The 25,243-nt window shown below is 69.5% G+C and carries 26 protein-coding genes; 6 read left to right on the forward strand and 20 right to left on the reverse strand.

Annotated elements, in window-relative coordinates; all coding sequences use genetic code 11:
* Positions 1–15: 15 nt before the first annotated feature.
* The 5 genes from ACXJ3V_RS11705 to ACXJ3V_RS11725 all read right to left on the reverse strand — a co-directional run bounded on the left by ACXJ3V_RS11705 (position 16) and on the right by ACXJ3V_RS11725 (position 4,336).
* The gene (locus ACXJ3V_RS11705; RefSeq protein ID WP_457100485.1) at positions 16–930 is read right to left on the reverse strand and encodes an amino acid ABC transporter permease; all 915 of its coding nucleotides are present in this window, start codon (positions 928–930) and stop codon (positions 16–18) included.
* Positions 927–1,574 carry an amino acid ABC transporter permease gene (locus ACXJ3V_RS11710; RefSeq protein WP_457100486.1) on the reverse strand — a complete coding sequence of 216 codons (648 nt, stop codon included), beginning with the start codon at positions 1,572–1,574 and terminating at the stop codon, positions 927–929. Before ACXJ3V_RS11710 ends, ACXJ3V_RS11705 begins: the two co-directional genes overlap by 4 nt.
* A 61-nt stretch (positions 1,575–1,635) precedes the next feature.
* A complete protein-coding gene (locus tag ACXJ3V_RS11715; RefSeq protein ID WP_457100487.1) occupies positions 1,636–2,547 on the reverse strand; it encodes a glutamate ABC transporter substrate-binding protein in 912 nt (303 codons plus the stop codon).
* 109 nt (positions 2,548–2,656) lie between these two features.
* Positions 2,657–3,448, reverse strand: a complete 792-nt coding sequence (locus ACXJ3V_RS11720) for an amino acid ABC transporter ATP-binding protein (RefSeq protein WP_457100488.1) — start codon at positions 3,446–3,448, stop codon at positions 2,657–2,659.
* An 81-nt stretch (positions 3,449–3,529) separates the two neighbouring features.
* Positions 3,530–4,336: a TrmH family RNA methyltransferase gene (locus tag ACXJ3V_RS11725; RefSeq protein ID WP_457100489.1), complete on the reverse strand. Its 807-nt coding sequence runs from the start codon at positions 4,334–4,336 to the stop codon at positions 3,530–3,532.
* 77 nt (positions 4,337–4,413) lie between these two features.
* Between ACXJ3V_RS11725 and ACXJ3V_RS11730 the strand changes: the two genes are divergently transcribed.
* Positions 4,414–5,034, forward strand: coding sequence for a hypothetical protein (locus ACXJ3V_RS11730; RefSeq protein ID WP_457100490.1), 621 nt, complete (start codon positions 4,414–4,416; stop codon positions 5,032–5,034).
* A gap of 73 nt (positions 5,035–5,107) precedes the next feature.
* Here ACXJ3V_RS11730 and rplT read toward each other — a convergent pair whose 3' ends face one another.
* The 3 genes from rplT to infC form a co-directional block, all read right to left on the reverse strand.
* Positions 5,108–5,491 (reverse strand): 50S ribosomal protein L20, encoded by a 384-nt coding sequence (gene rplT, locus ACXJ3V_RS11735; RefSeq protein ID WP_457100491.1) that lies wholly within the window; start codon positions 5,489–5,491, stop codon positions 5,108–5,110.
* A gap of 29 nt (positions 5,492–5,520) precedes the next feature.
* The gene (gene rpmI / locus ACXJ3V_RS11740; RefSeq protein ID WP_056121027.1) at positions 5,521–5,715 is read right to left on the reverse strand and encodes a 50S ribosomal protein L35; all 195 of its coding nucleotides are present in this window, start codon (positions 5,713–5,715) and stop codon (positions 5,521–5,523) included.
* A 92-nt stretch (positions 5,716–5,807) separates the two neighbouring features.
* Positions 5,808–6,491 (reverse strand): translation initiation factor IF-3, encoded by a 684-nt coding sequence (gene infC / locus ACXJ3V_RS11745; protein ID WP_457100492.1) that lies wholly within the window; start codon positions 6,489–6,491, stop codon positions 5,808–5,810.
* A 205-nt stretch (positions 6,492–6,696) separates the two neighbouring features.
* On the opposite strand from infC, the gene ACXJ3V_RS11750 reads away from it, so the two are divergent.
* The gene (locus ACXJ3V_RS11750) at positions 6,697–7,107 is read left to right on the forward strand and encodes a DUF1844 domain-containing protein (RefSeq protein ID WP_457100596.1); all 411 of its coding nucleotides are present in this window, start codon (positions 6,697–6,699) and stop codon (positions 7,105–7,107) included.
* Positions 7,108–7,133: 26 nt separating this feature from the next.
* On the opposite strand, the gene ACXJ3V_RS11755 is transcribed toward ACXJ3V_RS11750, so the two are convergent.
* The 6 genes from ACXJ3V_RS11755 to ACXJ3V_RS11780 all read right to left on the reverse strand — a co-directional run bounded on the left by ACXJ3V_RS11755 (position 7,134) and on the right by ACXJ3V_RS11780 (position 11,445).
* On the reverse strand, positions 7,134–7,919 hold the full coding sequence (locus ACXJ3V_RS11755) for an SseB family protein (protein WP_457100493.1): 786 nt from the start codon (positions 7,917–7,919) through the stop codon (positions 7,134–7,136).
* Positions 7,903–8,649, reverse strand: coding sequence for a bifunctional 1-(5-phosphoribosyl)-5-((5-phosphoribosylamino)methylideneamino)imidazole-4-carboxamide isomerase/phosphoribosylanthranilate isomerase PriA (priA, locus tag ACXJ3V_RS11760; RefSeq protein ID WP_457100494.1), 747 nt, complete (start codon positions 8,647–8,649; stop codon positions 7,903–7,905). The genes ACXJ3V_RS11755 and priA overlap by 17 nt, the downstream gene beginning before the upstream one ends.
* 55 nt (positions 8,650–8,704) lie before the next feature.
* The gene (gene hisH, locus ACXJ3V_RS11765; protein ID WP_457100495.1) at positions 8,705–9,352 is read right to left on the reverse strand and encodes an imidazole glycerol phosphate synthase subunit HisH; all 648 of its coding nucleotides are present in this window, start codon (positions 9,350–9,352) and stop codon (positions 8,705–8,707) included.
* On the reverse strand, positions 9,349–9,951 hold the full coding sequence (gene hisB / locus ACXJ3V_RS11770; RefSeq protein WP_457100496.1) for an imidazoleglycerol-phosphate dehydratase HisB: 603 nt from the start codon (positions 9,949–9,951) through the stop codon (positions 9,349–9,351). The genes hisH and hisB overlap by 4 nt, the downstream gene beginning before the upstream one ends.
* Positions 9,948–10,985: a histidinol-phosphate transaminase gene (locus tag ACXJ3V_RS11775; protein ID WP_457100597.1), complete on the reverse strand. Its 1,038-nt coding sequence runs from the start codon at positions 10,983–10,985 to the stop codon at positions 9,948–9,950. Before ACXJ3V_RS11775 ends, hisB begins: the two co-directional genes overlap by 4 nt.
* Before the next feature lie 67 nt (positions 10,986–11,052).
* Positions 11,053–11,445 (reverse strand): LysM peptidoglycan-binding domain-containing protein, encoded by a 393-nt coding sequence (locus ACXJ3V_RS11780; RefSeq protein ID WP_457100497.1) that lies wholly within the window; start codon positions 11,443–11,445, stop codon positions 11,053–11,055.
* Between the two features lie 262 nt (positions 11,446–11,707).
* Between ACXJ3V_RS11780 and lexA the strand changes: the two genes are divergently transcribed.
* Together lexA and ACXJ3V_RS11790 are read left to right on the forward strand one after the other, a co-directional pair.
* Positions 11,708–12,388, forward strand: a complete 681-nt coding sequence (gene lexA / locus ACXJ3V_RS11785; protein WP_457100498.1) for a transcriptional repressor LexA — start codon at positions 11,708–11,710, stop codon at positions 12,386–12,388.
* 116 nt (positions 12,389–12,504) lie between these two features.
* On the forward strand, positions 12,505–14,121 hold the full coding sequence (locus ACXJ3V_RS11790; protein ID WP_457100499.1) for a hypothetical protein: 1,617 nt from the start codon (positions 12,505–12,507) through the stop codon (positions 14,119–14,121).
* On the opposite strand, the gene metE is transcribed toward ACXJ3V_RS11790, so the two are convergent.
* A complete protein-coding gene (metE, locus tag ACXJ3V_RS11795) occupies positions 14,118–16,454 on the reverse strand; it encodes a 5-methyltetrahydropteroyltriglutamate--homocysteine S-methyltransferase (RefSeq protein WP_457100500.1) in 2,337 nt (778 codons plus the stop codon). The genes ACXJ3V_RS11790 and metE overlap by 4 nt on opposite strands.
* The gene (locus tag ACXJ3V_RS11800) at positions 16,451–17,419 is read right to left on the reverse strand and encodes a methylenetetrahydrofolate reductase (RefSeq protein ID WP_457100501.1); all 969 of its coding nucleotides are present in this window, start codon (positions 17,417–17,419) and stop codon (positions 16,451–16,453) included. The genes metE and ACXJ3V_RS11800 overlap by 4 nt, the downstream gene beginning before the upstream one ends.
* 212 nt (positions 17,420–17,631) lie before the next feature.
* On the opposite strand from ACXJ3V_RS11800, the gene ACXJ3V_RS11805 reads away from it, so the two are divergent.
* Entirely contained in the window at positions 17,632–19,545 is a 1,914-nt protein-coding gene (locus ACXJ3V_RS11805; protein ID WP_457100502.1) for a S9 family peptidase, read from the forward strand.
* Here ACXJ3V_RS11805 and hflX read toward each other — a convergent pair.
* Complete coding sequence (gene hflX / locus ACXJ3V_RS11810; RefSeq protein ID WP_457100503.1) at positions 19,542–21,068, reverse strand: GTPase HflX; 1,527 nt, start codon at positions 21,066–21,068, stop codon at positions 19,542–19,544. The two genes, ACXJ3V_RS11805 and hflX, sit on opposite strands and share 4 nt — an antisense overlap.
* Positions 21,069–21,149: 81 nt before the next feature.
* Between hflX and ACXJ3V_RS11815 the strand changes: the two genes are divergently transcribed.
* Positions 21,150–21,791 (forward strand): class I SAM-dependent methyltransferase, encoded by a 642-nt coding sequence (locus ACXJ3V_RS11815; RefSeq protein ID WP_457100504.1) that lies wholly within the window; start codon positions 21,150–21,152, stop codon positions 21,789–21,791.
* Positions 21,792–21,803: 12 nt separating this feature from the next.
* Here ACXJ3V_RS11815 and dapF read toward each other — a convergent pair whose 3' ends face one another.
* Genes dapF through miaB form a run of 3 tightly spaced genes read right to left on the reverse strand, consistent with a single transcriptional unit; the run spans position 21,804 to position 25,185 of the window.
* Positions 21,804–22,679, reverse strand: coding sequence for a diaminopimelate epimerase (gene dapF, locus ACXJ3V_RS11820; RefSeq protein WP_457100505.1), 876 nt, complete (start codon positions 22,677–22,679; stop codon positions 21,804–21,806).
* Between the two features lie 26 nt (positions 22,680–22,705).
* Complete coding sequence (miaA, locus tag ACXJ3V_RS11825) at positions 22,706–23,638, reverse strand: tRNA (adenosine(37)-N6)-dimethylallyltransferase MiaA (RefSeq protein ID WP_457100506.1); 933 nt, start codon at positions 23,636–23,638, stop codon at positions 22,706–22,708.
* On the reverse strand, positions 23,635–25,185 hold the full coding sequence (miaB, locus tag ACXJ3V_RS11830; protein ID WP_457100507.1) for a tRNA (N6-isopentenyl adenosine(37)-C2)-methylthiotransferase MiaB: 1,551 nt from the start codon (positions 25,183–25,185) through the stop codon (positions 23,635–23,637). Before miaB ends, miaA begins: the two co-directional genes overlap by 4 nt.
* Positions 25,186–25,243: the final 58 nt, after the last annotated feature.

Consider the following 25,243-nt stretch of genomic DNA (forward strand, 5'->3'; position numbering starts at 1 on the left):
GCGGGCTCGAGGCGATCAGGAGCCGCCGGCGTCGTCGTGCTCGATGCGGCGCACCGCCTCCTGCGCGGCGATCGTCTCGGTGGCGGTCGTCGGGGCGTTGGCGGGAGCGGGACCCGCGATGACCTTCGGCGAGCGCCGGAGGCGCCGCTCCACGAGGCGCGCGACGTACGAGAGCGCGAGGCAGAGCGATACGTAGATCGTGCCCGCGACAATGGCCGCGGGGATGAGCGGCGACCCGAGGACCGCATTCGAGCCGAGGAGCTTCGCGAAGTAGAGCAGCTCGGGATACGTGATGATGAAGCCGAGCGCGGTGTCCTTCAGGGTCACCACGAGCTGCGCGATGATCACCGGCAGCATCGCCCGGATCGCCTGCGGCAGCAGCACAAGGCGCATGACGCCGGCCTTGCGAAGGCCGATCGCATAACCCGCTTCGCCCTGGCCGCGCGGCAGCGACTCGACGCCGGCGCGGACTACCTCGGCGAGCACCGACCCGTTGTAAGCGACCAGGGCGATGACGACTGCCCAGTACGACGTCATCTTGATGCCGATGACCGGCAGCCCGTAGTAGAGCAGGATCATGAAGACCAGCACCGGAACGGCGCGGAAGACCTCGGTGATCCAGGTGACCGGGATCCGGATCCAGGCGTGATCCGACAGGCGCCCGATCGCCAGGACGAAGCCGAGCGCGAGCGCGCCGACCGCCGCGACGGCGAACGCGGCGAGGGTGCGCAGGGTCGCGAGCGCGAACTGCTCCCAGATGCGGGTGAAGGTGAAGGCGTACCACTTCTCGGCCGAGAACTGGCCGGTCACCCAGAACCGCCAGACGACCCAGGCGAGCAGCGCCAGCACCACGAGGATGGTGAGGATGCCGAGGATCCGGTTGCGGAGAATCGCCCGAGGTCCGGGCACGTCGTACAGGACGGAACTCATCGCGCGATCCTCCAGCGGTTCTCGAGCGATCGCTGCAGCCAGGCCAGCAGCAGCACCAGAACGACGAAGATGAGCATGACCCAGAGGATGGTGACCAGCTGGTTTTCACCCTTCTCACTCATCTCGGCGCGGATGTTGCCGAGATTGACGACCGCGAATCCGGCGGCGACCGTCGTGTTCTTGAGCAGCGCGATGAACACGCTCATCATCGGGGGGATCACCGACCGCGTCGCCTGCGGGAGGATGACGAGGGTCATGACCTGGCCGAACGTCAAGCCGATGGCGCGTGCGGCTTCGGCCTGACCCACCGGCACGGTGTTGATGCCGGAGCGGATGGTCTCGGCGACGTACGTCGCCGTGTAGATCCCGAGCGCCCAGACCGCCAGGACGAGGAAGTTCGCCCGCCCCGGAAGCAGGAGGGGCATGCAGAACGCGAAGAAGAACATCACGAGCGTCAGGGGCGTGTTGCGGATCCAGTTCACATACACGGTCCCGACCGCACGGGCGACCGGAATAGGCGAGACCCGCATCGCCCCGACGATGATGCCGAGGATGATCGCGATCACGGCGCCGCCGAAGAAGAGCACCACGGTGCCCCACAGTGCGGCCACCCAGATGTCTGGATAGTCGATGATCTGGTTCACGACCGGCTCCTCCGCTGGTCAGAGGTGGCGGCGCCCGCGGACGGGCGCCGCCACCWGCCGGTCAATTGATGGGATCGACCGCGGGCTGCGTACCCTCGACCCCGGCCGGGCCGAGGTTCTTGTCGAAGATGGCCTGCCAGATGTCCGGCCCGTCGGTGAGCATCGAGTTGATGAACTCCTGCATCGCGGCGTCGTCCTTGGTGAGGCCGATGCCGTAGCGCTCCTCACTGAAGGGCTCGCCGACGACCTTGAGCGCGTCCGGGTCCTGCGCGGCGAAGCCGATCAGGATGGACTCGTCGGTCGTGACAGCGTCGACCTGCCCGTTCTTGAGCTGCTCGACGCACTGCGAGTAGGTGTCGAACTCCGTGGTCGTGGCATCCGGATACTCGTCCTTGATCCGCTGGATCGAGGTCGACCCGGTGGCCGAGCACACGTTCTTGCCGGCGAGGTCATCGGGTCCGGTGATGTCCGAGTTGTCGGCTGCGACGAGCAGACCCTGGCCGGTGAGGAAGTAGGGGCCGGCGAACGAGATCAGCTCCTTGCGCTTGTCCGTGATCGAGTACGTGCCGACGTAGTAGTCGACGTCCCCGTTGACGAGCGCCTGCTCGCGGTTGGCGGACGGGATCGCGGTGAACTCGATCTTGTCCTCGTCGTAGCCGAGCGATGCGGCGATCCACCGCGCGATGTCGACGTCGAAACCGGTGCGGTCGCCCGTGGTCGGGTCGAGGTAGCCGAGGCCCGGCTGATCCTCCTTGACACCGACCTTGACGGTGCCGCGCTCGCTGATGGCGTCGAAGGTGGGACTGCCGTCGATCGTGACATCGGTGGCGACCTCGAACCAGGGGCCCGCAGACTCGCTGGGCGACGCCTCGCCATCCGGGGTCGTGCCTGGCGTGCCGCTGTTGCACGCCGTGAGTGTCAGAACCGCTGCTGCGGCCAGGCCGAGGCCTGTGATGATCCGTGACTTTCGCATGTGACTGCTCCTTGGGTGCGCATGTTCCTGCTGGTTCCGTATCCGACGTTCGGGTCCGTCCGGATGTAACTCGTGTGTGGGCGGTGGTCCTTTCTCGCGGCGACAGGGTTCAGTGGGTGAGGAGCTTCGAGAGGAAATCCTTCGCCCGCTCGCTCTTCGGGTGCGTGAAGAACTCCTCGGGAATGGCCTCCTCGACGATCTGGCCGTCGGCCATGAAGACGACGCGGTCGGCCGCTTTGCGGGCGAAGCCCATCTCGTGGGTTACGACGATCATCGTCATGCCCTCGAGGGCGAGGCTGACCATGACGTCGAGCACCTCGTTGATCATCTCGGGGTCGAGAGCACTGGTCGGCTCGTCGAAGAGCATGACCTTGGGGTKCATCGCSAGCGMCCGGGCGATSGCGACGCGCTGCTGCTGGCCACCCGACAGCTGCGCAGGCAGCTTGCCTGCCTGCTGCCCGACACCGACGCGGTCGAGCAGCGTCTTGGCCTGCCGCTCGGCATCCGCCTTCTTCATCTTGCGGACCTTGATCGGCCCCAGCGTCACGTTGTCGAGGATCGTGAGGTGCGCGAACAGGTTGAACGACTGGAAGACCATCCCGACGTCCGCGCGCAGCTCAGCCAGGCCCCTGCCCTCTTTCGGCAGCTCCTTGCCATCGATCGAGATGGTGCCGCTCGTGATGGTCTCGAGGCGGTTGATCGTGCGGCACAGCGTGGACTTGCCCGACCCGGAGGGTCCGATCACGACCACGACTTCGCCACGGTTGACCGTCAGGTCGATGTCCTTCAGCGCCTGGAAGTCGCCATAGTGCTTCTGGACATTCGAGACCACGACCAGCGGGTCTCCACGCCGGACCGTGATGTTGGACGTTTTGGGGGCACTGCCGTCTTCTGGCGCCATACCCGCACCCTATGGGCGATGCGGATGCCTCTGCCAGGCCTTGCCGTGAGGCTTTACCGAGATGTAACAGGCGGCGGGCGCTCAGTCCGCGGCGACGGCCCGCTGGGCGAAGGCGCTCTCGTACAGGCACACGCTGGCAGCAGTGGCGAGATTCAGCGACTCAGCGGAGCCGTAGATCGGCAGTCGCAGCGCGAGGTCGGCGTACTTGAGGGCCTCTTCGTCGAGACCCCTGGCCTCGTTGCCGAACAGCCAGGCCGTGGGTTCGGCGAGCGTGCCACGCGACGCGAGGAAGTCCTCTCCCCCGACATCCGCGGCGATGACCCGCAGCCCTGCGGCATGCGCGCGCTCGACGACGACGGCGAGGTCGGCGCCGATCGCGACCGGCAGGTGAAAGAGCGAACCAGTCGTCGCACGGACCACCTTGGGGTTGTACAGGTCGACCGTGCGGCCGGTCAGGATGACGGCATCCGCTCCGGCGGCGTCCGCCGCGCGGATGATCGTGCCGAGGTTGCCTGGGTCCCGCACCTCTTCGCAGATCGCGATGAGACGAGGGGATGCCGCGAACACGTCCTTCAGCGACGTCGGCGACTGTCGTGCCACCGCGACGATTCCCTGGGGCGTCACCGTGTCGGCCATCGCGTCGAGGACCGCCTCCGTGGTGAAGACGACCTCGATCCCGGCCGCGCGGGCCAGATCGCTCACGTCGCTGTGACGCTCCATCGCGGTCGGCGTGGCGAAGATCTCGATGAAGGTTTCGGGTCGGTGCGCGAGTGCCTCCCGCGCCGCCTGAGGTCCTTCGAGGAGGAACAGTCCGGTCTCCTGGCGCGCATTGCGCTTGGTGAGCTTCGCCACAGCACGTACGCGCGGCGAACGCGGGTTCTCGAGCACTCGCTCAGCTTAGGGCTCGAGGCCGATTCTCCGCGTCGCCGCCGGGGCGACGCGCGGTCGCATACTACGATCCGTCCGTGACCCAAGCATCGGCGCCGTCGCCGCCCGCCCGCCCTCCGTGGCTCGACATCGTGGCCCTGGTCGTGCTGTCGGCGGTCGCGGTGGTGACCGCCTGGTGCGGGTTCCAGTCATCGAAGTGGGGCGGCGAGATGTCGATCGCGTTCAGCCAGGCCGGTGCTGCACGGGTGCAGGCCAGCGATGCGGCCAGCGCGGTGCGCGATCAGCGCCAGATCGATCTCACCGTGTTCGCCGAATGGCTGACGGCCGACGACGCCGGCAATGCCGAACTCGCCGGCTTCATCGAGGAGCGGTTCCCGCCGTCGCTCGCGACGGCCTTCGACGCGTGGGACCAGACGACGGGAACTCCGTTCGCCCTGCCCGAGTACGTGGTGGCCGGTGAGGAGGAGGTCGACGAGCTGAACGCGAAGGCCGACGCCGCGTTCGACCGCGCCCTCGAGAACAACCAGCGCGGCGACAACTACACGCTGCTGACAGTGCTGTTCGCGCTCGTCCTGTTCCTCTCCGCCCTCGCGCAGCGCGACGGTCCCTCCTGGTCGAGGCGTGCGCTCATGATCCTCGCTCTGGCGTTCACCGTGACCGGCCTCGTCGTCATGCTCACGTTTCCGATCAGGATCTGACCGCTCGACGGATGCCGGAAACGCCGAAGGGCGCCCTCCGAAACGGAGGACGCCCTTCTTACGCGCGAGTCGGTCAGGCCGACTTCGGTGCGTTGACGTTCTCGGGCAGCGCCTTCTTGGCGGTCTCGACCAGCGACGCGAACGTAGCCGGGTTGTTGACCGCGAGGTCTGCCAGGATGCGGCGATCGACCTGCACGCCGGCAAGGCCGAGGCCCTGGATGAGGCGGTTGTAGGTGAGGCCGTTCTGACGGCTCGCAGCGTTGATGCGCTGGATCCACAGACGACGGAAGTCGCCCTTGCGCTTGCGACGGTCGCGGTACGCGTAGACGAGGGAGTGGGTGACCTGCTCCTTCGCCTTGCGGTACAGACGCGAACGCTGACCCCGGTAACCGGAGGCGCGCTCGAGGATGACGCGACGCTTCTTGTGGGCGTTTACAGCCCGCTTGACTCTAGCCATTTCTCATGTTTCCTATTCGTGCGTCGGGCTCAGAGGCCGAGGAGCTTCTTGGCGACCTTGGCGTCGCCCGGTGCCAGGACCTGCTCCTGGTTGAGGCGGCGCGTGCGGCGGCTCGACTTGCCCTCGAGGTTGTGGCGCATGCCGGCCTGCTGCTTCATGAGCTTTCCGCTGCCGGTGACCTTGAAGCGCTTCTTGGCACCGGAGTGGGTCTTCTGCTTCGGCATCTCTTCTTCCTTCGTTTCACTTCCCGCCCAGGCGGGAGTCGGGTCCCGCCTGAGCGGGAGTCTGTGGTCCCGCGGTGCGGGAGTAAGTGGGGCTATTCGCCGGGTTCAGCGGCGGCGGCGACGGTCTCAGCGCCGGCGGTGCCGGTGCGAGCAGATCGGGCAGCTTCCTTGTTCGCAGCGCGCTGCGCGTTCTGCTCGGTCTTCACCTCGGACTTGTTCTTGTGCGGGGCGATCACCATCACCATGTTGCGACCGTCGATCATGGGGTTCGACTCGACCGTGCCGAACTCGGCGACGTCTTCGGCGAACTTGCGAAGGAGTCGCACACCCTGCTCGGGACGCGACTGCTCGCGGCCTCGGAACAGGATCATGGCCTTCACCTTGTCGCCGGACTGGAGGAAGCCCTCGGCGCGCTTGAGCTTGGTGGTGTAGTCGTGAGCTTCGATCTTCAGACGGAAGCGGACCTCTTTGAGGACCGTGTTCGCCTGGTTGCGCCGCACTTCCTTGGCCTTCTGGGCAGCCTCGTACTTGAACTTCCCGTAGTCCATGATCTTGACAACGGGAGGCTTCGCGTCGGGGGCCACCTCGACCAGATCGAGATCGGCTTCCTGAGCCAGGCGCAGCGCCACCTCGATGCGGACGACGCCGACCTGTTCACCCGCGGGGCCCACGAGGCGGACCTCGGGAACGCGGATGCGGTCATTGGTGCGGGGATCGCTGATGCGGAACTCCTCTTTCGTGCGGGATGTCAGCCACCGCGACACAGGGTGTGTCACGGGCGGAAGAGGCACAGTCCACCCGGCACGACGCGGGAGCGCCGGCTCTTGCACCCTTGCTACCTCGGCCGCAAGCGGACGAGGCGGAGTGCGTGACCCGGTAGCCTGGAACGGCAAGCGCGGGTGGGATGTGATCCTCTTTCGATTCCGGAGCAGAACGCTCCGGAGCCCGCTGAAGTCTAGCAGAGAGAACGGCGTGGACACGATTCGAGGCACCGACGGCGACCGGACCGACCAGGACGAGGCGCGTGACGCTGCGCGCCGCGCCCGCTGGGAGGAACAGGAGCGCGCCGCGGCATCCGCCACTCGGGACATCGCGGATGTGCCGGCTGTCGAAGTCATCACGACCGCCGCGGTGCACCTGATGAGCGCCGCAGCGGTGAAGGTCGGCCTCGCCGACTCCCCCGAGGCGCAGACCGATCTCGACGAGGCACGCAAGCTCATCAACGCCCTCGCCGGACTCATCACCGCGGGCGCCCCGGAGATCAGCGACATGCACGCCCGGTCGCTCCGCGACGGCCTTCGGTCACTTCAGCTCGCGTTCCGCGAGGCATCCGTCATCCCCGACCCGATCGGCAAGGGACCGGGCGAGAAGTGGACCGGTCCGGTCAACTGACGGCCTGAAGCCGAGGCGAGCCGCGCTCAGTCGCGGCGGATCAGCTTCACCGTGAGGGAGTCGACGAGCACGGCGATGCGGTCGTCCGCGGCCCAGCGGGCGGCGAGGCGCGCCAGAACCGTGTCGAGCTCGCCCTTATCCAGTCCCGGCATCAGGTCGAGCGCGACGACGAGTTCCGGCCCGCGGAGCCGCGCGTCGGGGTCGCCGGCCGAGACCGCGAGGTCGAGGATCGCGAGTTCGCCGCCGATGCTCTCCTGCAGCCCGGCGAACACCTCGGGCGACACGTAGGACGGCTCCCAGCCATGCCCCTGCGCGATCGCCCAGACCGCCGGGCGGCGCAGGATGAACTCGGTCGGGGACCCCGGATCGATGACGATGAGATCGGTGTCGTCGTCGGCCGCGGCCAGGGCCGTGCGCACGCCGTCCGCCGGCACCGGCCGGGCCGCGGCATCCCACCGCGTCAGCGTCTCCACCGACGTGAACACGGGCAGCACACGCCGGCCGTCGGGGGCGGCGACCGTGACGATCGAGAGCTCCTGCGTCTTGTCGACCGTCAAGCCGGTCGGCCCGACGCCTTCGTCGCCCTTCTCCGCCAGCAGCGGGATCAGGAGCCGCGCCGACCGGTAGGCCTCGACGACCGCGGACTGGTCACCGGCGCCGCTCCGGAACGCCTCGAGCGCGGCCTGCAGCGCCGGATCGGCTGAGCCGTTATCGGAAGCGTGCGCGTTCGGCTCGAAGCTGCGGCCCGCCCAGGGGGTGCCTGCCGAGTCGCCCCCGGCGTGCGAGTGGTGCGGGTCAGGCTCCGGCGACATCGAGCGCCTCGGCGAGCGTGAACGCCCCGGCATACAGCGCCTTGCCGACGATCGCGCCTTCGACGCCGAGCGGAACGAGTTCGCGCAGCGCCGCGATGTCATCGAGGCTCGAGACGCCACCCGAGGCGACGACGGGCTTCGGCGTGCGCGCGGTGATCTCCCGGAGCAGTTCGAGGTTCGGGCCCCGGAGGGTGCCGTCCTTCGTCACGTCGGTGAGCACGTAGCGGCTGCATCCCGCGACCTCGAGGCGGTCGAGCACCGTCCACAGGTCGCCGCCTTCGCGGGTCCAGCCGCGCGCCGCGAGGGTGGTGCCACGCACGTCGAGCCCGACCGCGATGACGTCGCCGTAACGGCTGATCACGTCGGCTGCCCACTCCGGGTTCTCCAGAGCCGCGGTGCCGAGGTTGATCCGTGCGGCGCCGGACTCCAGTGCCGCCTCCAGCGACTCGTCGTCGCGGATGCCACCGGAGACCTCGACCTGCACGCCGCGCACGTGCTTGATCACCTTGCGGATCACGCTCGCGTTGCTGCCCCGCCCGAAGGCGGCGTCGAGGTCGACGAGGTGGATCCACCGCGCGCCCTGACGCGCGAAGTCGAGCGCAGCGTCGACGGGGTCGCCGTAGTTCGTCTCGGTGCCCGCCTCACCCTGCGTCAGGCGAACCGCCTTGCCGCCGGCGACATCCACGGCGGGAAGGAGGATCAGTTCGGGAGTGGACGCGAAGTCGTTCATGGATCCTCAGGAAGATGTCGTGGCGGCGCCTCGGCGCCGCGGGGAAGGCACGAATTCAGAGAGTAGCCCCGCCGAGCACGCCGATCCAATTGGACAGGAGTCGGATGCCGGCAGAGCCGGACTTCTCGGGATGGAACTGGGTGGCAGACAGCGGGCCGTTCTCGACAGCGGCGATGAACGGAGCCCCGTGGGTGGACCAGGTGACCGCGGGCTTCGGGAATGGGGGCTGCACGTCCAGGAGCCACTTCTGGGCGCCGAACGAGTGGACGAAGTAGAACCGCTCGTCCTCGATGCCGCGGAACAGGCGCGAGCCCTCCCCCGGGTCGACGGTGTTCCAGCCCATGTGCGGCAGCACCGGTGCGTCGAGTTCGGTCACGACGCCTGGCCACTCGCCGAACCCCTCGGTGTCGACTCCGCGCTCGACCCCGAGTTCGAACATGACCTGCATGCCGACGCAGATGCCCAGGACGTGTCGTCCGCCCGCGAGTCGCCGTTCGATGAGCTCGCCCGCGCGCACCGCGTTCAGCGCGTCCATGACGGCGCGGAACGCGCCGACCCCGGGCACGACGAGTCCGTCGGCGTCGCGGATGAGGCCGCGATCCGCGGTCAGGCGTGCGTCGGCCCCGGCCGCAGCGAGAGCCTTGACCGCGGAGTGCACATTCCCCGAGCCGTAGTCGAGCACCGCGACGAGCGGTCGGCTCACAGGGCGCCCTTCGTCGAGGGCACGCCGTCGACGAGCGGGTCGAGCGCTTTCGCCTGGCGGAACGCGCGGGCGAAGGCCTTGTACTCGGCCTCCGCGATGTGGTGCGGATCGCGCCCGGACAGCACGCGCACGTGCACGGTGAGCGCGGCGTTGAACGAGATGGCCTCGAACGTGTGCCGCACCAGCGAACCGGTGAAGTGGCCGCCGATGAGGTGGTGCTCGAAACCGGCCGGCTCGCCGGTGTGGACGAGATAGGGCCGGCCCGAGATGTCCACGACCGCCTGGGCGAGGGCCTCGTCGAGGGGCACGAGCGCGTCGCCGTAGCGCGAGATGCCGGTCTTGTCACCAAGCGCCTCGCGGATGCTCTGACCGAGCACGATCGCGACGTCTTCGACGGTGTGGTGCGCGTCGATCTCCGTGTCGCCCGACGCACGCACGGTGAGGTCGGTGAGCGAGTGCTTCGCGAACGCGGTCAGCAGGTGGTCGAAGAACGGGACTGTCGTGTCGATGTGGCTTCGGCCGGTGCCGTCGAGGTTGACTTCGAGCTCGACGGTCGATTCGCTCGTCGCGCGGCGCAGTGAAGCGGTGCGTCCGGTCATGCCGCCGAGTCTATCGAGGCCAGCGCCTCCAGGAACGCCGTCGTCTCGTCCTCGGTCCCGGCGGTCACGCGAAGATGGCGCGCGATGCCGACATCCCGGATGAGCACGCCACGGTCGTAGAGGGCCTGCCAGGTGGCGGCAGGATCGTCGACGCCGCCGAAGAGGACGAAGTTCGTCCACGACTCGTGCGGTTCGTAGCCGAGCGCCTCGAGCGTCGCGGACGTGCGGTCGCGCTGCGCGACGATCTCGTCGACCATCCGCAGCATCGTCTGCGCGTGGCGCAGGGCCGCCGTCGCCGCAGCCTGGGTCAGCGCACTCAAGTGGTACGGCAGCCGCACGAGGCGAAGCGCGTCCACGACCGCGGGATCGGCGGCGAGGTAGCCCACGCGGGCACCCGCGAACGCGAAGGCCTTGCTCATCGTCCGCGAAACCACGAGCCGCTCGCGGCCGGGCAGCAGTGTGAGGGCGGACCGCTCGTCGCGCGGGGCGAACTCCTGGTACGCCTCGTCGACCACCACGATCCCCTGGGTGGCGTCATAGACCGCCTCGATGACGTCGAGCGTCATGGGCGTGCCGGTCGGGTTGTTCGGCGCGCACAGGAAGACCACATCGGGTGCGGCCTGTTCGACCTGGGCTGCCGCGCTCTCGGCGTCGACGGTGAAATCGTGCCGGCGCTCCCCCGCGATCCATGATGCGCCGGTGGCGCGGGCCAGCAGCGGGTACATCGAGTACGTCGGCGCGAACCCGAAGGCGGTGCGGCCAGGACCGGCGAAAGCCTGCAGGACATGCTGCAGGACCTCGTTGGATCCGTTCGCCGCCCAGAGCTGATCCGCCGTGAGGCCATGCCCCAGGTACTCCGCGAAGCCTTCGCGGAGAGCGGTGAACTCACGGTCGGGGTAGCGATTGATGTCGCGCAGCGCCAGTGCGATCGAGTCGAGGATGTCGTCGGCCACTTCCTGCGGGACAGGATGCGTGTTCTCGTTGACGTTGAGTGCGACGGGGAGCGGCGCCTGCGGTGCGCCATAAGGCGTCATACCGCGCAGATCGTCACGAAGGGGCAGTCGATCGAGGCTCACCCCTCCCATCGTAGAGGCGACGGGATCAGTGGGCGGGCGCGTACTCGGCGGGAATGGCGATGCGCTGTCCTGCCGCCACTGTGACGCCCTCGAGAGCGTTCAGCCGGACGATGGCATCCACGACATCGCGCGGGTCAGCAGTCGGCGCGACCTCTTCGGCGATCGACCAGAGCGAGTCGCCCGCGGCGACCGTGATCGTCGTGAAGGAGCCCGCCGGAGCCCCGGCATCGCGCGACGCGAGTGCCGCCCCGCCGCTGATCACCGCGATGCTCAGTGCCACCACCGCGGGGAACGCCGCCATGGTCGCCAGCACGCGGCGACCGCGTGTCGTGAGACGAAGTCGCGTGCCGCCCACAGCGGTCGCACCGACGGCGGAGATGCGGTGTGTCGCAGCGCCCGAGAATCCGATGGCGGTCATGAGGTCCTCCTGAGAGTGGGGAGAGGTTCGCATCCGGAACTCGGCCGGGAGCGCCGGATGCGAATCTCTCTTCCGAAGTTATCTTCGATGCAATATCCTGTCAAGTGCGGTGGAACACAGCAGTTCCTCGAACACGAAACGCGGCGAGTCTGCTTCGCTCCACCTGCCTGACCGGATACGGTTTCGACAGGAACAGCCCATCAGGGACCTCCGACATTCGAAGAACGATGCACCTCAGGGGCGCGAGACAGGAGCTGGGACGATGACCGAGGCAACCGGCCGCGAGAAGCCGCAGACCCGGCGACGCAAGAGCCTGAGCGACAAGCAGCTCGCCATCCTGGAGGTGATCCAGCGATCGATCGCCCGGCACGGCTATCCGCCGAGCATGCGCGAGATCGGTGACGCGGTCGGCCTCAAGTCCCTCTCGAGCGTGACCCACCAGCTGAATCAGCTCGAGCTCAGCGGCTATCTGCGCCGCGACCCGGGCAAGACCCGCGCGATGGAGGTGCTCATCGATCTCCCGGGCAGCGCCACCGAGAATCCCGCCGACTCCGGTCCTGTGGTCGGCGACGCCGCCATGGTGCCCCTCGTCGGGCGGATCGCCGCCGGCGTCCCCATCACGGCCGACCAGCAGGTCGAGGAGATCTTCCCGCTGCCCCGTCAGCTGGTCGGCAAGGGCGATCTGTTCATGTTGAAGATCGTCGGCGAGTCCATGATCGACGCGGCGATCTGCGATGGCGACTGGGTGGTCGTCCGATCGCAGCCCACCGCCGAGAACGGCGACATCGTCGCTGCGATGCTCGACGGCGAAGCCACGGTGAAGACATTCCGGAGGCGCGACGGGCACACCTGGCTGCTCCCCCGCAACTCCGCCTTCGAACCGATCCTCGGCGACGACGCGGTAGTCCTCGGCAAGATCGTCGCGGTCCTCCGAGCCGTCTGATCGGTGAATTCTCGCCCATGACGGGCGATGATTCCCCGCGCGGCATGGCACTCGGACTGCAACGACCGGCAGAATGGCCGAAGGCGCGGGGGTGCGCCAGACGAGAGGGGGCCGTCGTGGCCGCAACCGAGATCGACGAACTCCGCGAACAACTGGCACGGCTCGAGGCGGAGAACACCGCTCTCCGCGACGTCACCGCGCCGACGACGCCCATCCCGCCGGCAGCGGCGAAGCGGCAGCGAGAACCCGGCCGCTGGCGCGCCTTCGTCTCGGCGCTGATCATCGTGATCGCCACGCTTCTGGTTCCCATCGCGATCGTGAGCGCGTGGGCACGCGTGCAGCTCGTTGACGAGGATGCGTTCGTCAGCACTCTCGCGCCCCTCGCCGAGGACCCCGCCGTCCAGGGCATGATCATCGACGAGACGATGGACGCCATCACGGCCCAGGTCGACTTCAGCGAGCTGACGTCGAACGTCTTCGACGGCATCGCCGACCTCGGCCTGCCGCCGCGTGCCGCCCAGGCACTCGATCTGTTGAAGGCCCCCGCAGCAGACGGTCTCGAGAATCTCGTGAACACGACAGTCACGCGGGTCATCGAGTCGGATGCCTTCGCCGATGTCTGGGCGACGACGACGCGTGCCGCGCACCGCGCCCTCACCGCCGCTGCGACATCGGACGGCGGCGGGATCGTCGTCATGACCGACGACGGCATCGGCATCCAGCTCGGCGCGATCGTGGAGCGCGTCAAGCAGAACCTCGAAGACCGTGGTGTCGGGGTGGCCCAGATGATCCCAGCGATCGACAAGGTCGTCATCATCGGCACGGGTGAGACGCTCCTCGCGATTCGCACGACCTACGCGATCGCCTCCACGCTCGGATACTGGCTCCCGATCATCACACTCGCCCTCTTCGCGCTCGGCATCCTCATCGCCCGCCGACGGAGCGTCGCCATCATCGGAACCGGTGTCGGCTTCCTGATCGGCGGTGGCGCGCTGGCGCTCGGGTTCGCGGCCGGATACCCGGTGATGGGCCAAGTCGCCGTGCAGCTCGATCTATCAGTGGCCGGGCTCGACGTCATCTACAGCCAGCTGATCGGGTCGATGCACCAGACCGCGGCGATCATCGCGCTGCTGGGTGTCTTCATCGGAGTCCTCGGGTGGTTCATGGGCCGCTCGTCCGCGGCAGCCCGCTCGCGCAGCTTCATCCGGGGAGTCAACTCGTCGGCACGCCGCTGGTTCGCGGCGCGCGGGCTGAACACGGGAGCGTTCGGGATCGCGCTCGCCCGCTACCGAGTGCTCATCCGCGTCGTCATCGCCGTGCTCGCCGTGCTCTGGCTCTTCGCACTGCGTCCGCTGTCGACAGGGGATGTCTTCCTCGTCATCATCGTCGCGTTCGTCGTCGCGTGGCTGCTCGAACTGCTGCAGAAGCGACCGGATGAGCTGGTCGCACCGAGCACTGAGGACTCTGCGCTCGTCGCCGAAGAGGCCGCGCTCGATGCGGAGGAGGCCGCGGCCGACGCCGAGATCGCGGCGGCACGCGCCGAGGCGGCAGCCGTCTGGACAGCCTCCGAGACCGACGCTGCGACCGAGGCCGACGCCGAGGCCGACGCCGAGGTCGACCAGAGCGACGTCGAGGTTTCGACGTCGGATGCCCCGGCAGCGGCCTCCGCCGGGGGGCCGGTCGAAGCATCCGCCCCTCCCAAGCCCCCGCGTCCGAAGCGGACTGCGTCCTAGTCGGCCGTCACCAGCCGTCCCTCGCGCACCAGGCGGGTGGCCGCGATGATGTTCCGCAGCGAGGCCACGGTCTCGGGGTAGGCGCGGGTCTTGAGCCCGCAGTCCGGGTTCACCCACACCTGGCGCAGCGGCAGCTCGTCGACGGCGCGCTGCAGCAGCTCGGCCACCTCCGCGACGGAGGGCACGCGCGGCGAGTGGATGTCGTAGACACCCGGGCCGACCCCGTGCGAGAACCCTGACGCCGCGATGTCGTCGATGACCTCGCCGCGGCTGCGGGCAGCCTCGATCGAGGTCACGTCGGCGTCGAGGGCGGCGATCGCGTCGATGACGACGGCGAACTCCGAGTAGCAGAGGTGGGTGTGCACCTGGGTCGCCGCGGCGGCCCCTGCCGTCGCGAGCCGGAACGATCCGACCGACCAGTCGAGGTACTCCTGCTGGTCGCCCTGCTTGAGCGGCAGCAGCTCGCGCAGCGCGGGCTCGTCGACCTGGATGATGCCGATGCCCGCGGCCTCGAGATCGCCGATCTCGTCGCGGAGGGCGAGGGCGACCTGGTCGGCGGTCTCGCCCAGCGGCTGGTCGTCGCGCACGAACGACCAGGCGAGGATCGTCACAGGGCCGGTCAGCATGCCCTTCACCGGGCGGGCGCTGAGCGACTGCGCGAACTCCGCCCAGCGCACTGTGATGGGTGCAGGGCGCGACACGTCGCCCCAGAGGATCGATGGGCGCGTCGCCCGCGAGCCGTAGGACTGCACCCAGCCGTTGCGCGTCACGGCGAACCCCGCGAGGTTCTCGGCGAAGTACTGCACCATGTCGTTGCGCTCGGCTTCGCCGTGCACGAGGACATCCAGGCCCAGCTCCTCCTGCAGGCCGATCACGGTGGTGATCTCCAGGCGCAGCTGCTCCTCGTACTCCGCCGTCGAGATCTCGCCGCGGTCGTGCCGGGCGCGGAGCCGACGGATGTCGCCGGTCTGCGGGAACGAGCCGATCGTCGTGGTCGGGAGGATCGGGAGGTCGAGTGCGGCGTCCTGCGCGGCCACCCGCGTCTCGTGGTCGCCGCGGTCGAAGTCCACGGGTGTCAGCGCTGCCGTGCGCGCGCGGACATCGCCGTCGCGGACGCCGGGCGCGCTGCGCCGATCCTCGAGGGCGACGGATGCCGTGGCAAGATCCTGCTCGATCGCGGCGAGCCCTTCCTCCAGGCCACGCGCGAGGATCGCGACCTGACCGACCTTCTGGTCGGCGAAGGCGAGCCACGACACGAGCCGGGCACCCAGCTCGGTCTCGTCGGCGACGTCGTGCGGCACGTGCTGCAGCGAGGTCGACGTGCCCGCCGAGACGGCGGCGCCGAGCGCACGGAGGTTCTCGAGCTTCGCGGCGGCCGTCGAGAGATCGCCGCGCCAGATGTTGCGGCCGTCGATGACACCGCCGACCAGGGTCTTGCCGGCAAGACCAGGGGCCGCGGCCGGAACCGCGCCCCGGGTGAGGTCGACGGCGAGCGCCTCGACGGGGGCGGCGGCGAGCACGGTCCAGGCCTCCGCGGAGAGCTGGGCGTACGGGGCGGCGACCAGGATCGCGGGGCGGTCGGCTGCGGCGCCGAGGTAGGCGTACGCGCGCTCCGCCGCGGCCGCGAGGTCGGATGCCGGGATCGGCAGGCTCTCGCTCACCAGGGCGGGCTCGTCGAGCTGCACCCACTCCGCGCCGGCGGCACGGAGGGCGGCGAGCAGTTCGGCGTACACGGGCAGCAGGTCATCCAGGCGGCTGAGCGGGCTGAAGTCGGAGGGCGCGGCATCCGTCGCCTTCGCCAGGGCGAGCAGTGTGACGGGACCGACGATGACCGGACGGGTCGTGTAGCCGTCGGCACGCGCCTCGGCCACCTGACGGGCGAAGCGGTCGCTCGACAGGGCGAACGCCGTCTCGGGCCCGATCTCGGGGACGAGGTAGTGGTAGTTCGTGTCGAACCACTTGGTCATCTCGAGCGGGCCTGCTTCGCCCGCGCCGCGCGCGGCGGTGAACAGCGCGCCGAGGCCGATCGAGCCGTCCGCCGCGCGCAGGTGCGCGAACCGCTCCGGCAGGATGCCCGCGGTCACCGCGGCGTCGAGCACCTGGTCGTAGTAAGAGAACGACTCGGGAATCGCCGAGTCCTCCCGGCCGAGACCGAGTTCGACGAGGCGCGCGCGCGTCGAGCGGCGAAGTCCTGCCGCCGTCGCCTCCAGCTCGGCCTCGTCGATGGTGCCGGCCCAGAACGCCTCGACGGCGCGCTTGAGCTCGCGGCGGCGGCCGATCCGGGGATAGCCCAGGATCGTGCCGGCCGGAAAGGCTGAGTGGGATGCGGTCATGAGGTGGCCTCCAGGTCTTCGGGTCGGGTGGTGAGGATGCCGCCCTCGCGGAGCACCGCGAGAACCGCGTCGTGATGGTTGAACGCGTACAGATGGATGCCGGGAGCCCCGCCCGCGAGGACCTCGCGGGCGAGATCGGCGGCATACGTGACGCCGACGTCGCGCTGGCCCTGGGCGGTCGGCTCGATCTCGAGCCGGATCGCCAGTTCGGACGGCAGCGCCTCGCCGGACAGCTCGAGGACGCGCCGCAGGCGTGCGGGCGATGTGATCGGCATCACCCCGGGCAGGATCGGGATGGTCACGCCGGCTCGGCGGGCGCGCTCGACGAAGCTGAGGTAGTCGTCGGAGTGGAAGAAGACCTGCGTGATGGCCTGGGTCGCCCCGGCGGCCTGCTTGGCGAGCAGGGCATCGATGTCGGCATAGGCGTGCGGCGCCCGGGGGTGCCCGTTGGGGAAGGCCGCCACAGAGACATTGATCTTGCAGCGACGCTCCACGCGCGCAGCACCCGGCACCCCGGGAAGGAGGGCCTCCGTGTACGGCGCCTGCTCGGCGTGCACGCGCTGGATCAGCTGGACGAGCTGCGCGGCGCTCTCGAGATCGCCCAGGAACTCTTCGCCCTCGACGGCGCCGGCGGGCGGATCACCCCGAAGGGCGAGGAAGTTCGTGATCCCGGCATCCAGGAACTCCCTGATGAGCCGAGTGGCGCCCTCGTAGGACGTCCCGACGCACGTCAGGTGCGCGAGCGCCGGGACGGAGGTGCGCTCGTGGATGTAGCGGACCAGCTCGAGCGAGCGGCCGCCACTCGACCCACCCGCGCCGTACGTCACGGAGATGAACCGGGGTTCTTCGGCTGCCAGCAGGCGGATCGTCTCATGGAGCGCCGGGATCGACGCGTCTGAGCGCGGCGGATACAGCTCGAACGAGAACGGCACCGCGCCCGCAGGGGCGGTCGGGTCGTCAGCCATCGGGTGCTCTCAGGTCGGAGGGACAGTGTGGCCGGACGGCCGCGGACCGCGCCCGACTGTCGGGGCACGGCATGTTCGCGGGCGGGTGCCGGGCTCGGCTGTCGCTCCAGTCCGCACCCGTGAGGGCATCGGACGACGATTCGACAACGATATGCGAGGCCACCCACCCGCGTCGATCAGTGTGACGCACTGTTTCGGCGTAGCGTTGGGCCATGGAGCGCGTTCAGCCGTACGGGACGTGGAGTTCCCCGATCACTGCACCCGAGGTCGCTGCGGCCTCCCCGCGGCTCGAAGGAGCCCGGTTCGTCGGCGATGAGCTGTGGTGGGGCGAGGGGATTCCCGAAGAGGGCGGGCGCACCGCGATCAAGCGGCGCACCGGGGATGGCACGGTCGAGACGGTGCTCCCGTCACCCTGGAACGCGCGCTCGCGTGTGYACGAGTACGGCGGCGGCGCGTGGACGACCGCCCCCGACGGGACGCTCTACTTCGTCGAGAAGACCGACCAGCGCGTGTGGGAGCTCACCGCCGGCGGCCAGCCCCGGGCACTCACTCCCCCCGCCGAGGGTGCCGCCTATGGCGGCCTCACCTGGCAGGCCGGGCGGCTGCTGGCCATCCGGGAGCACCAGACCGAGGCATCCGACATCCGCCGTGCGATCGTCGAGATCAGCACCGATCGGATGTGGGACTTGATCGAGCTGACCGCGGATTCCGATTTCCTCGCCCAGCCCGCCCTGTCTCCGGGCGGACGGCATCTCGCCTGGGTGGCCTGGAACCACCCCGACATGCCGTGGGATCGCACCGAGCTGCGCATCGGCCGCCTCGAAGACGGCATCGTCGTCGAGTGGGCCACCGTCGCGGGCGGCGACTCCGCGCCGCTGCAGCCGGTGTGGCTGGACGACGACGACCTGCTCTATGCCGACGACTCGACGGGCCGGTGGAACCTCTGGCGCATGCGCCTGGATGCCGGGCTCGACCACGAGGATCTCGCGCCCGCGGACGCCGATACCGGTGGACCGCTGTGGGTGCTGGGCGCCCGGTGGTACGGCAGGCTGGATGACGGACGCATCGTGGCGATCCGCACCGACGGCCGCGACGAGATCGTCGTGATCGACCCGGCGACCGGTGTGGTGAGCCCACTCGCGCTCGACGTGTGCGCGGGCGTCACCATCGAGGATGTGTCGGGCACGCGGGTTCTCCTCACCGGAGCCTCGCACGAAGCCCCCGCTGCCCTGTGGCTGGTGGACGTCGACCGGCCCGCCGAGGCGGAGCGCGTCGCCGGGGGCGCACCGCCGGCAGGACCGGAATGGATGCCGCAGCCCCGTGCGGTGGTCTACGACGGGCCGCACGGACCCGTGCACGCCTTCGACTACGCGCCGCGCAACCCGCACGTCAGCGCGCCGGACGGCGAACTCCCGCCGTACGTGCTGCTGGTGCACGGAGGACCGACGTCGCACGTCGCGGGCGCGGCATCCGGACGAGTCGCGTTCTTCACGAGCCGCGGAATCGGCGTGCTGGACGTCAACTACGGCGGGTCATCCGGGTACGGACGCGAGTACCGGGAGCGGCTGCGCGGCCAGTGGGGCGTCGTCGACGTCGACGATGTCGCGGCCTCCGCCGCAGGTCTCATCGCGGAAGGCCGGGTCGATCCCGCACGCCTGACCATCGCCGGCGGCTCCGCAGGGGGCTGGACGGTGCTCGCCGCCCTTGTGCAGACCGATGTGTTCGCGGCGGGGATCTCCCGCTACGGCGTCGGCGACGCGCGGGCGCTGGCGGCCGACACGCACGACTTCGAGTCGCACTATCTGGACGGGCTCATCGGTCCGCTGCCCGACGCCGAGGCCGTCTACCTCGAACGGTCGCCGCTGAGCCACTCCGAGCGCTTCCGGGTGCCGATCCTGCTCCTGCAGGGGGCCGACGACCTCGTGGTGCCGCCGTCGCAGTCGGAGGCGATCCGCGACGCGCTGCGGACCGGCGGCGTGCCGCACGCGTATGTGCTCTACACCGGCGAGGGACACGGCTTCCGCCGCGCTGAGACGCTCGTAGACGCCCTGGAGAAGGAACTCGCGTTCCTCGGCGGGGTGTACGGCTTCGACACCCCTGGCGTGCCACGGCTCGAACTGGACTAGCGGTCGCCGACCCGGAAGGGCTCGAGGTCGGCGGCGAGCCGAGGCGACACGAACGCGTGGAGCGCCGTGCCCTCCGCCTCGTGCGACTGCGTCACGATGTAGCCGGTCTCGTGCGCGGCGGAGACGAGGTCGCCGCGGCCGTAGGGCACGAGCGCCTTCACCTCGACCGCCGGCAGCGGCAGCGCCGCCTCGACGGCCGCGCGCAGCGCGTCCACGCCCTCGCCCGTGCGAGAGGAGACGAACAGCGCGTGCGGCTCGAGGCCGCGCAGCAGCATCCGGGTGTCGTCGTCGACCAGGTCGGCCTTGTTGAAGACGACGAGTTCGCGGGTGTCGCGAGCGCCGACATCCCCGATGACGTCGCGGACCGTCTTCAGCTGCGCCGCCGGATCAGGATGCGAGGCGTCGACGACGTGCACGATGACGTCGGCGTCGCCGACCTCTTCGAGTGTCGAGCGGAACGCCTCCACCAGCTGGTGCGGCAGATTGCGTACGAACCCGACGGTGTCGGTCAGCGTGTAGACGCGGCCGTCGGTCGTCTCGGAGCGGCGGACCGTGGCATCCAGCGTCGCGAACAGGGCATTCTCGACCAGCACGCCCGCGCTCGTCAGGCGGTTGAGCAGGCTCGATTTGCCGGCGTTCGTGTAGCCCGCGATCGCTACCGAGGGGATCGTGTTGCGCTTGCGCTCGGATCGCTTGGCATCGCGGGCCGGTGCGAAGTCGCGGATCTGACGGCGCAGCTGCGCCATCTTCGTGCGGATGCGGCGGCGGTCGAGTTCGATCTTGGTCTCACCGGGTCCACGCGAGCCCATGCCCGCCCCGCCGGCACCGACCTGACCACCGGCCTGTCGGCTCATCGAGTCACCCCAGCCGCGCAGGCGCGGAAGGAGGTACTCGAGCTGGGCGAGCTCGACCTGCGCCTTGCCCTCCCGGCTCTTCGCGTGCTGGCTGAAGATGTCGAGGATCACGGTCGTGCGGTCGATGACCTTGACCTTGACGACATCCTCGAGCGCGCGACGCTGGCTGGGGGCGAGCTCGGTGTCGACGATGACGGTGTCCGCACCGACCGCGGCGACGATGTCGCGCAGCTCTGCGGCCTTGCCGCGGCCGATGTACGTCGCGGGGTCGGGATGCGGGCGGCGCTGCAGGATGGCGTCCAGCACGACCGCGCCGGCGGTCTCGGCGAGGGCGGAGAGCTCGCGCAGCGAGTTCTCGGCATCCTCCTGCGACCCCTGCGGGTGCACACCCACGAGGACGACGTTCTCGAGACGCAGCTGCCGGTACTCGACCTCGGTGACGTCTTCGAGCTCAGTCGACAGCCCGGGGACGCGGCGCAGGGCGGCGCGCTCTTCGCGATCCCACTGCTCGCCGTCGGTGTCGCCGCGCGAAACGGTCGTCTCGTCCTGAAGCGCCTGGGCCGCGCCGAAGACCCGCACACCCGAGTGCGCCTCGGCGCGAGCCAGTACGCGATCCACCGGGTCGACCGGCGTCTCGTCGGTGCCGGCAGGTGTGGTGGTGTCCGTCATGGGTTCCTTCGTGATGCAAGATGAAGCATCGTAAACTCTAGCCTCCCCGGTTCGGGAGGTCCTCCGCTACGCTCGACAGCCATGGGGAGCGACCATTACTTCAGCGCGTCGCCAGCCAGTGCCGAGAACCTTCGGCGGATTCGTGTGCGACTGGCCGGCCACGACCTCGATCTGACGACGGCGGGCGGCGTTTTCAGTCCGGATCATGTCGACTCCGGCACTGCAGTGCTGCTCGCCAACACTCCCCCGCCCCCACCAGGAGGGCATCTGCTCGACCTCGGGTCGGGCTGGGGACCGATCGCGCTGTCGCTCGCGCTGGAGGCCCCACACGCGACCGTCTGGGCGGTCGACGTCAATGAGCGAGCACTCGACCTCGTGCGCCGCAATGCGGCCTCCCTCGGCGTCGAGAACATCAACGCCGTCCTGCCCGAGGATGTTCCCGCAGACGTGACCTTCCGCACCATCCGCTCGAACCCGCCGATCCGGGTGGGCAAGAACGAGCTGCATGGTCTGCTCGAGCAGTGGATCCCGCGTCTGGACGAGCGATCGGATGCCTGGCTCGTCGTGCAGCGCAACCTCGGGTCGGATTCGCTGCAGCGGTGGCTCGCTGCGACGTTCGCCGACGGATTCAGCGTGCACCGGGCGGCCACCGGCCGCGGATTCCGCGTGCTGAAGGCGCGGCGCCACGGTTCTCCCCCGACGGAGCCGCTGACGCTGCCGTAGACAGGCTCGTCCTCAGGCGAGTGCGACCTCGCCGGAGAACACCAGGGTGGCAGGACCCGACAGGAACACGTGCGGGTCACCGGCGACCTCGACGATCCGGACACCGAGCGTTCCGCCCGGCACCTCGACGGTCCAGCGATCGGGGGCAGCACGTCCGGCCCAGTGCCGGACCGCGAGAGCCGAGGCGGCGACCCCCGTTCCGCAGCTGAGCGTCTCACCCACGCCGCGCTCGAAGACGCGCATACGGATCGCGCCCACACCCTCGTGGACGAGCGGATCCGCGGGAACGACGAACTCGACGTTCGCGCCCTTGGCCGGCTCAGGGTGCAGCTGGGGGCGTCCTCCGAGATCGAGCGCGTCGAGCTCTTCGATGGACGGGAGCGCGACGACGACGTGTGGGTTGCCGACGTCGATCCCCAGCCCTGGTCGGGGCACCGCGTTTCCGCGGGCGCGCACGAGCATCTCGCCGCTCTCGATCCGGAACCGCCCGAGATCCACCTCGTACCCCAGCGCGCTGCGCGATAGAGGAAGCGGACCGTTCCTGGTGCCGATCAGCACCGAGCCGCCCTCAGCGAGCTGCAGAAGACCCGCCTCGAGCAGATAGTGCAGGTAGACGCGGATGCCGTTGCCGCACATCTCCGCCTTGGAGCCGTCGGCGTTCCGGTAGTCCATGAACCACTCGGCGCCGGCTGCCGCGGCGGAAGCTCCTTCGTCGATCGCGGTGGAGCGGACCACCCGCAGCACGCCGTCGCCGCCGATGCCGAAGCGTCTGTCGCACAGGACCGCGATCTGATCGTCGCTGAGGTCGAGTGCTCCGTCAGGGTCGGCGACGATGACGAAGTCGTTGCCCGTGCCATGACCTTTCGTGAAAGGGATGGTCTGCGGCATCCTCCGATTCTACGGATGCCGCCGCGTCAGTGCTCMGCCGCCAGCAGCGTCGGCGCCGGATGGCCGGGCTCCACCCACTGCACTCCGGCATATCGCTTGAACCACGACACCTGCCGTCTGGCGTAGCGCCGGGTGAGCTGCTGGGTCAGGCCGATGGCCTCGGCCTCGCTGAGTTCGCCGGTCAGCTGCGCGAGGGCCTGGGCGTAGCCGATCGCCCGTCGTGCGGTCACGCCCGCTTCGAGCCCTCGCTCGCGCAACCGCGCGACCTCGTCGAGCAGACCGTCCCGCCACATCGCCTCGACGCGCACATCCAAGCGCGGCACCAGCTCCTCACGCGGGACCGCAATCCCGACGATGACGGTATCGGCGTGCCAGAGGACGGGCGCTTCCGGCAGGGCGGCACCGTGGGTGGCAGCGCCCTGTTCGAGCACCTCGAGCGCGCGCACGACCCGTCGCCCGTTGCGGGGGTCGACGCGCTCTGCGGTGACCGGGTCGACGTCGCGGAGCCGGGCGAACAGCGCCCCGGGCCCGAGCCGGTCGAGCTCCTCCTCGAGACGGGCACGCACATCGGCGTCGCGCGGCGGGAAGCGGAAGTCGAACAGCACGCTCGAGACGTAAAGGCCGGAGCCGCCGACCAGGATCGCATCGGCGCCGGCACCGAGGATCTGCCGGATCGCGTCGCGTGCGGCCTCCTGGTACCACGCGACGGCGGCATCCTCGGTGACGTCGAGGACATCGAGGAGGTGATGCGGGATGCCGCGCCGCTCGGAGATCGGAAGCTTCGCTGTGCCGATATCCATGCCCCGGTACAGCTGCATGGCATCGGCATTGACGACCTCGGCGGATCGCCCGCGCGCCACAAGCGCCTGAGCGAGATCGAGCGACAGTGCCGACTTGCCGGTGCCGGTGGCCCCGACGACCGCCCAGACGCGAGGCGCGGACGAGCCCGGCGCGCTCACACGCCGATGCGGAGGGTGGGCAGACCGAGCGAGATCGCGCGCGGTGCGCCCGGGTCGCTCGCCGCTGAGGGGATCGCGCAGGATTCCGCCTGCGCGCGGTCCCAGGCGTCGCCCGCGCTGGTGCGACGGATGCGCAGGGCATCGCCGTCCGGCAGGTCGGCGAGGAGGTGGAACGGCGCGGCATGGGTGACGGTGACCGTCACGACATCGCCCGGTCGCGGCACCGCCGAACCGGCGGGTAGCTCGAAGTGGACGAGACGATTGTCTTCCGCACGACCGGTCAGCCGGTGGGTGGCGGCGTCCTTCTTGCCTTCTCCGGTCGAGACCAGCACCTGAAGCTCGCGCCCCACCTGCTTCTGGTTCTCTTCCAGCGAGATGCGGTCCTGCAGCGCGGCAAGCCGTTCGTAGCGCTGCTGCACGATGTGCTTGGGCACCTGGTCGGGCATGGTCGCGGCCGGTGTGCCCTCGCGGATCGAGTACTGGAACGTGAAAGCGCTCGCGAAGCGCGCCTGCTCCACCACGCGCAGGGTGTCTTCGAAGTCTTCCTCGGTCTCGCCGGGGAAGCCCACGATGATGTCCGTCGAGATGGCGGCGTGTGGCATCTTGGCCCGGACGCGATCGAGGATGCCGAGGAACTTGTCGCTGCGGTACGACCGGCGCATCGCCTTGAGGATGCGGTCGCTGCCCGATTGCAGCGGCATGTGCAGCTGCGGCATGACCGCAGGCGTCTCGGCCATCGCATCGATCACGTCGTCGGTGAACGCGGCGGGGTGCGGGCTCGTGAAGCGGATGCGCTCGAGCCCGTCGATCTCGCCGGCGGCGCGCAGCAGCTTGCCGAACGCCTGACGGTCGCCGAACTCGACGCCGTAGGAGTTCACGTTCTGGCCGAGCAGGGTGACCTCGATGGCGCCGTCGTCGACGAGCAATCGAATCTCGTTCAGGATGTCGCCGGGGCGGCGGTCCTTCTCTTTGCCACGCAGGCTCGGCACGATGCAGAAGGTGCAGGTGTTGTTGCAGCCGACCGAGATCGACACCCAGCCGCTGTGCAGGGCGTCGCGCTTGGTCGGGAGTGTGCTCGGGAAGATCTCGAGGGACTCGAGGATCTCGAGCTCCGCCTCGCCGTTGTGCCGTGCGCGCTCCAGGAGTGCCGGGAGCGAGCCCATGTTGTGCGTGCCGAACACCACGTCGACCCAGGGCGCCTTCTGCAGCACGGTCTGCTTGTCCATCTGCGCGAGGCAGCCGCCGACGGCGATCTGCATGCCGTCGTGCTTATCCTTGCGCGACTTCAGGTAACCGAGGGTGCCGTACAGCTTGCCGGCCGCGTTATCGCGCACCGCGCAGGTGTTGATGACGATGACGTCGGCATCCTGCCCTGCGCCTGCGGGAACGTAGCCGGCGCTCTCGAGCGAACCGGAGAGCCGCTCGGAGTCGTGCACGTTCATCTGGCAGCCGAACGTGCGCACCTCGTAGGTGCGGGCGTGGCCATCCGAAGCGAGCGCCGCGCTCGATGGCGCGATGATCGTCGGGGACGAGGACGCAGAAGTCATGATGGGTGTCATTCTACGAGCCGCACCTGGGAGCAGGGGCTGGACCGCTGCCCCCAGG

Source organism: Microbacterium sp. P5_E9 (assembly GCF_054049175.1).

Bases quoted from the DNA above. Each gene is read 5' to 3' on its own strand.
- ACXJ3V_RS11705 (WP_457100485.1), bottom strand. From the start codon at position 930: ATGAGTTCCGTCCTGTACGACGTGCCCGGACCTCGGGCGATTCTCCGC.
- ACXJ3V_RS11715 (WP_457100487.1), bottom strand. From the start codon at position 2,547: ATGCGAAAGTCACGGATCATCACAGGCCTCGGCCTGGCCGCAGCAGCG.
- rplT (WP_457100491.1), bottom strand. From the start codon at position 5,491: ATGGCTAGAGTCAAGCGGGCTGTAAACGCCCACAAGAAGCGTCGCGTC.
- rpmI (WP_056121027.1), bottom strand. From the start codon at position 5,715: ATGCCGAAGCAGAAGACCCACTCCGGTGCCAAGAAGCGCTTCAAGGTC.
- ACXJ3V_RS11755 (WP_457100493.1), bottom strand. From the start codon at position 7,919: ATGTCGCCGGAGCCTGACCCGCACCACTCGCACGCCGGGGGCGACTCG.
- priA (WP_457100494.1), bottom strand. From the start codon at position 8,649: ATGAACGACTTCGCGTCCACTCCCGAACTGATCCTCCTTCCCGCCGTG.
- hisB (WP_457100496.1), bottom strand. From the start codon at position 9,951: ATGACCGGACGCACCGCTTCACTGCGCCGCGCGACGAGCGAATCGACC.
- ACXJ3V_RS11775 (WP_457100597.1), bottom strand. From the start codon at position 10,985: ATGACGCCTTATGGCGCACCGCAGGCGCCGCTCCCCGTCGCACTCAAC.
- ACXJ3V_RS11780 (WP_457100497.1), bottom strand. From the start codon at position 11,445: ATGACCGCCATCGGATTCTCGGGCGCTGCGACACACCGCATCTCCGCC.
- lexA (WP_457100498.1), top strand. From the start codon at position 11,708: ATGACCGAGGCAACCGGCCGCGAGAAGCCGCAGACCCGGCGACGCAAG.
- metE (WP_457100500.1), bottom strand. From the start codon at position 16,454: ATGACCGCATCCCACTCAGCCTTTCCGGCCGGCACGATCCTGGGCTAT.
- ACXJ3V_RS11800 (WP_457100501.1), bottom strand. From the start codon at position 17,419: ATGGCTGACGACCCGACCGCCCCTGCGGGCGCGGTGCCGTTCTCGTTC.
- hflX (WP_457100503.1), bottom strand. From the start codon at position 21,068: ATGACGGACACCACCACACCTGCCGGCACCGACGAGACGCCGGTCGAC.
- ACXJ3V_RS11815 (WP_457100504.1), top strand. From the start codon at position 21,150: ATGGGGAGCGACCATTACTTCAGCGCGTCGCCAGCCAGTGCCGAGAAC.
- dapF (WP_457100505.1), bottom strand. From the start codon at position 22,679: ATGCCGCAGACCATCCCTTTCACGAAAGGTCATGGCACGGGCAACGAC.
- miaB (WP_457100507.1), bottom strand. From the start codon at position 25,185: ATGACTTCTGCGTCCTCGTCCCCGACGATCATCGCGCCATCGAGCGCG.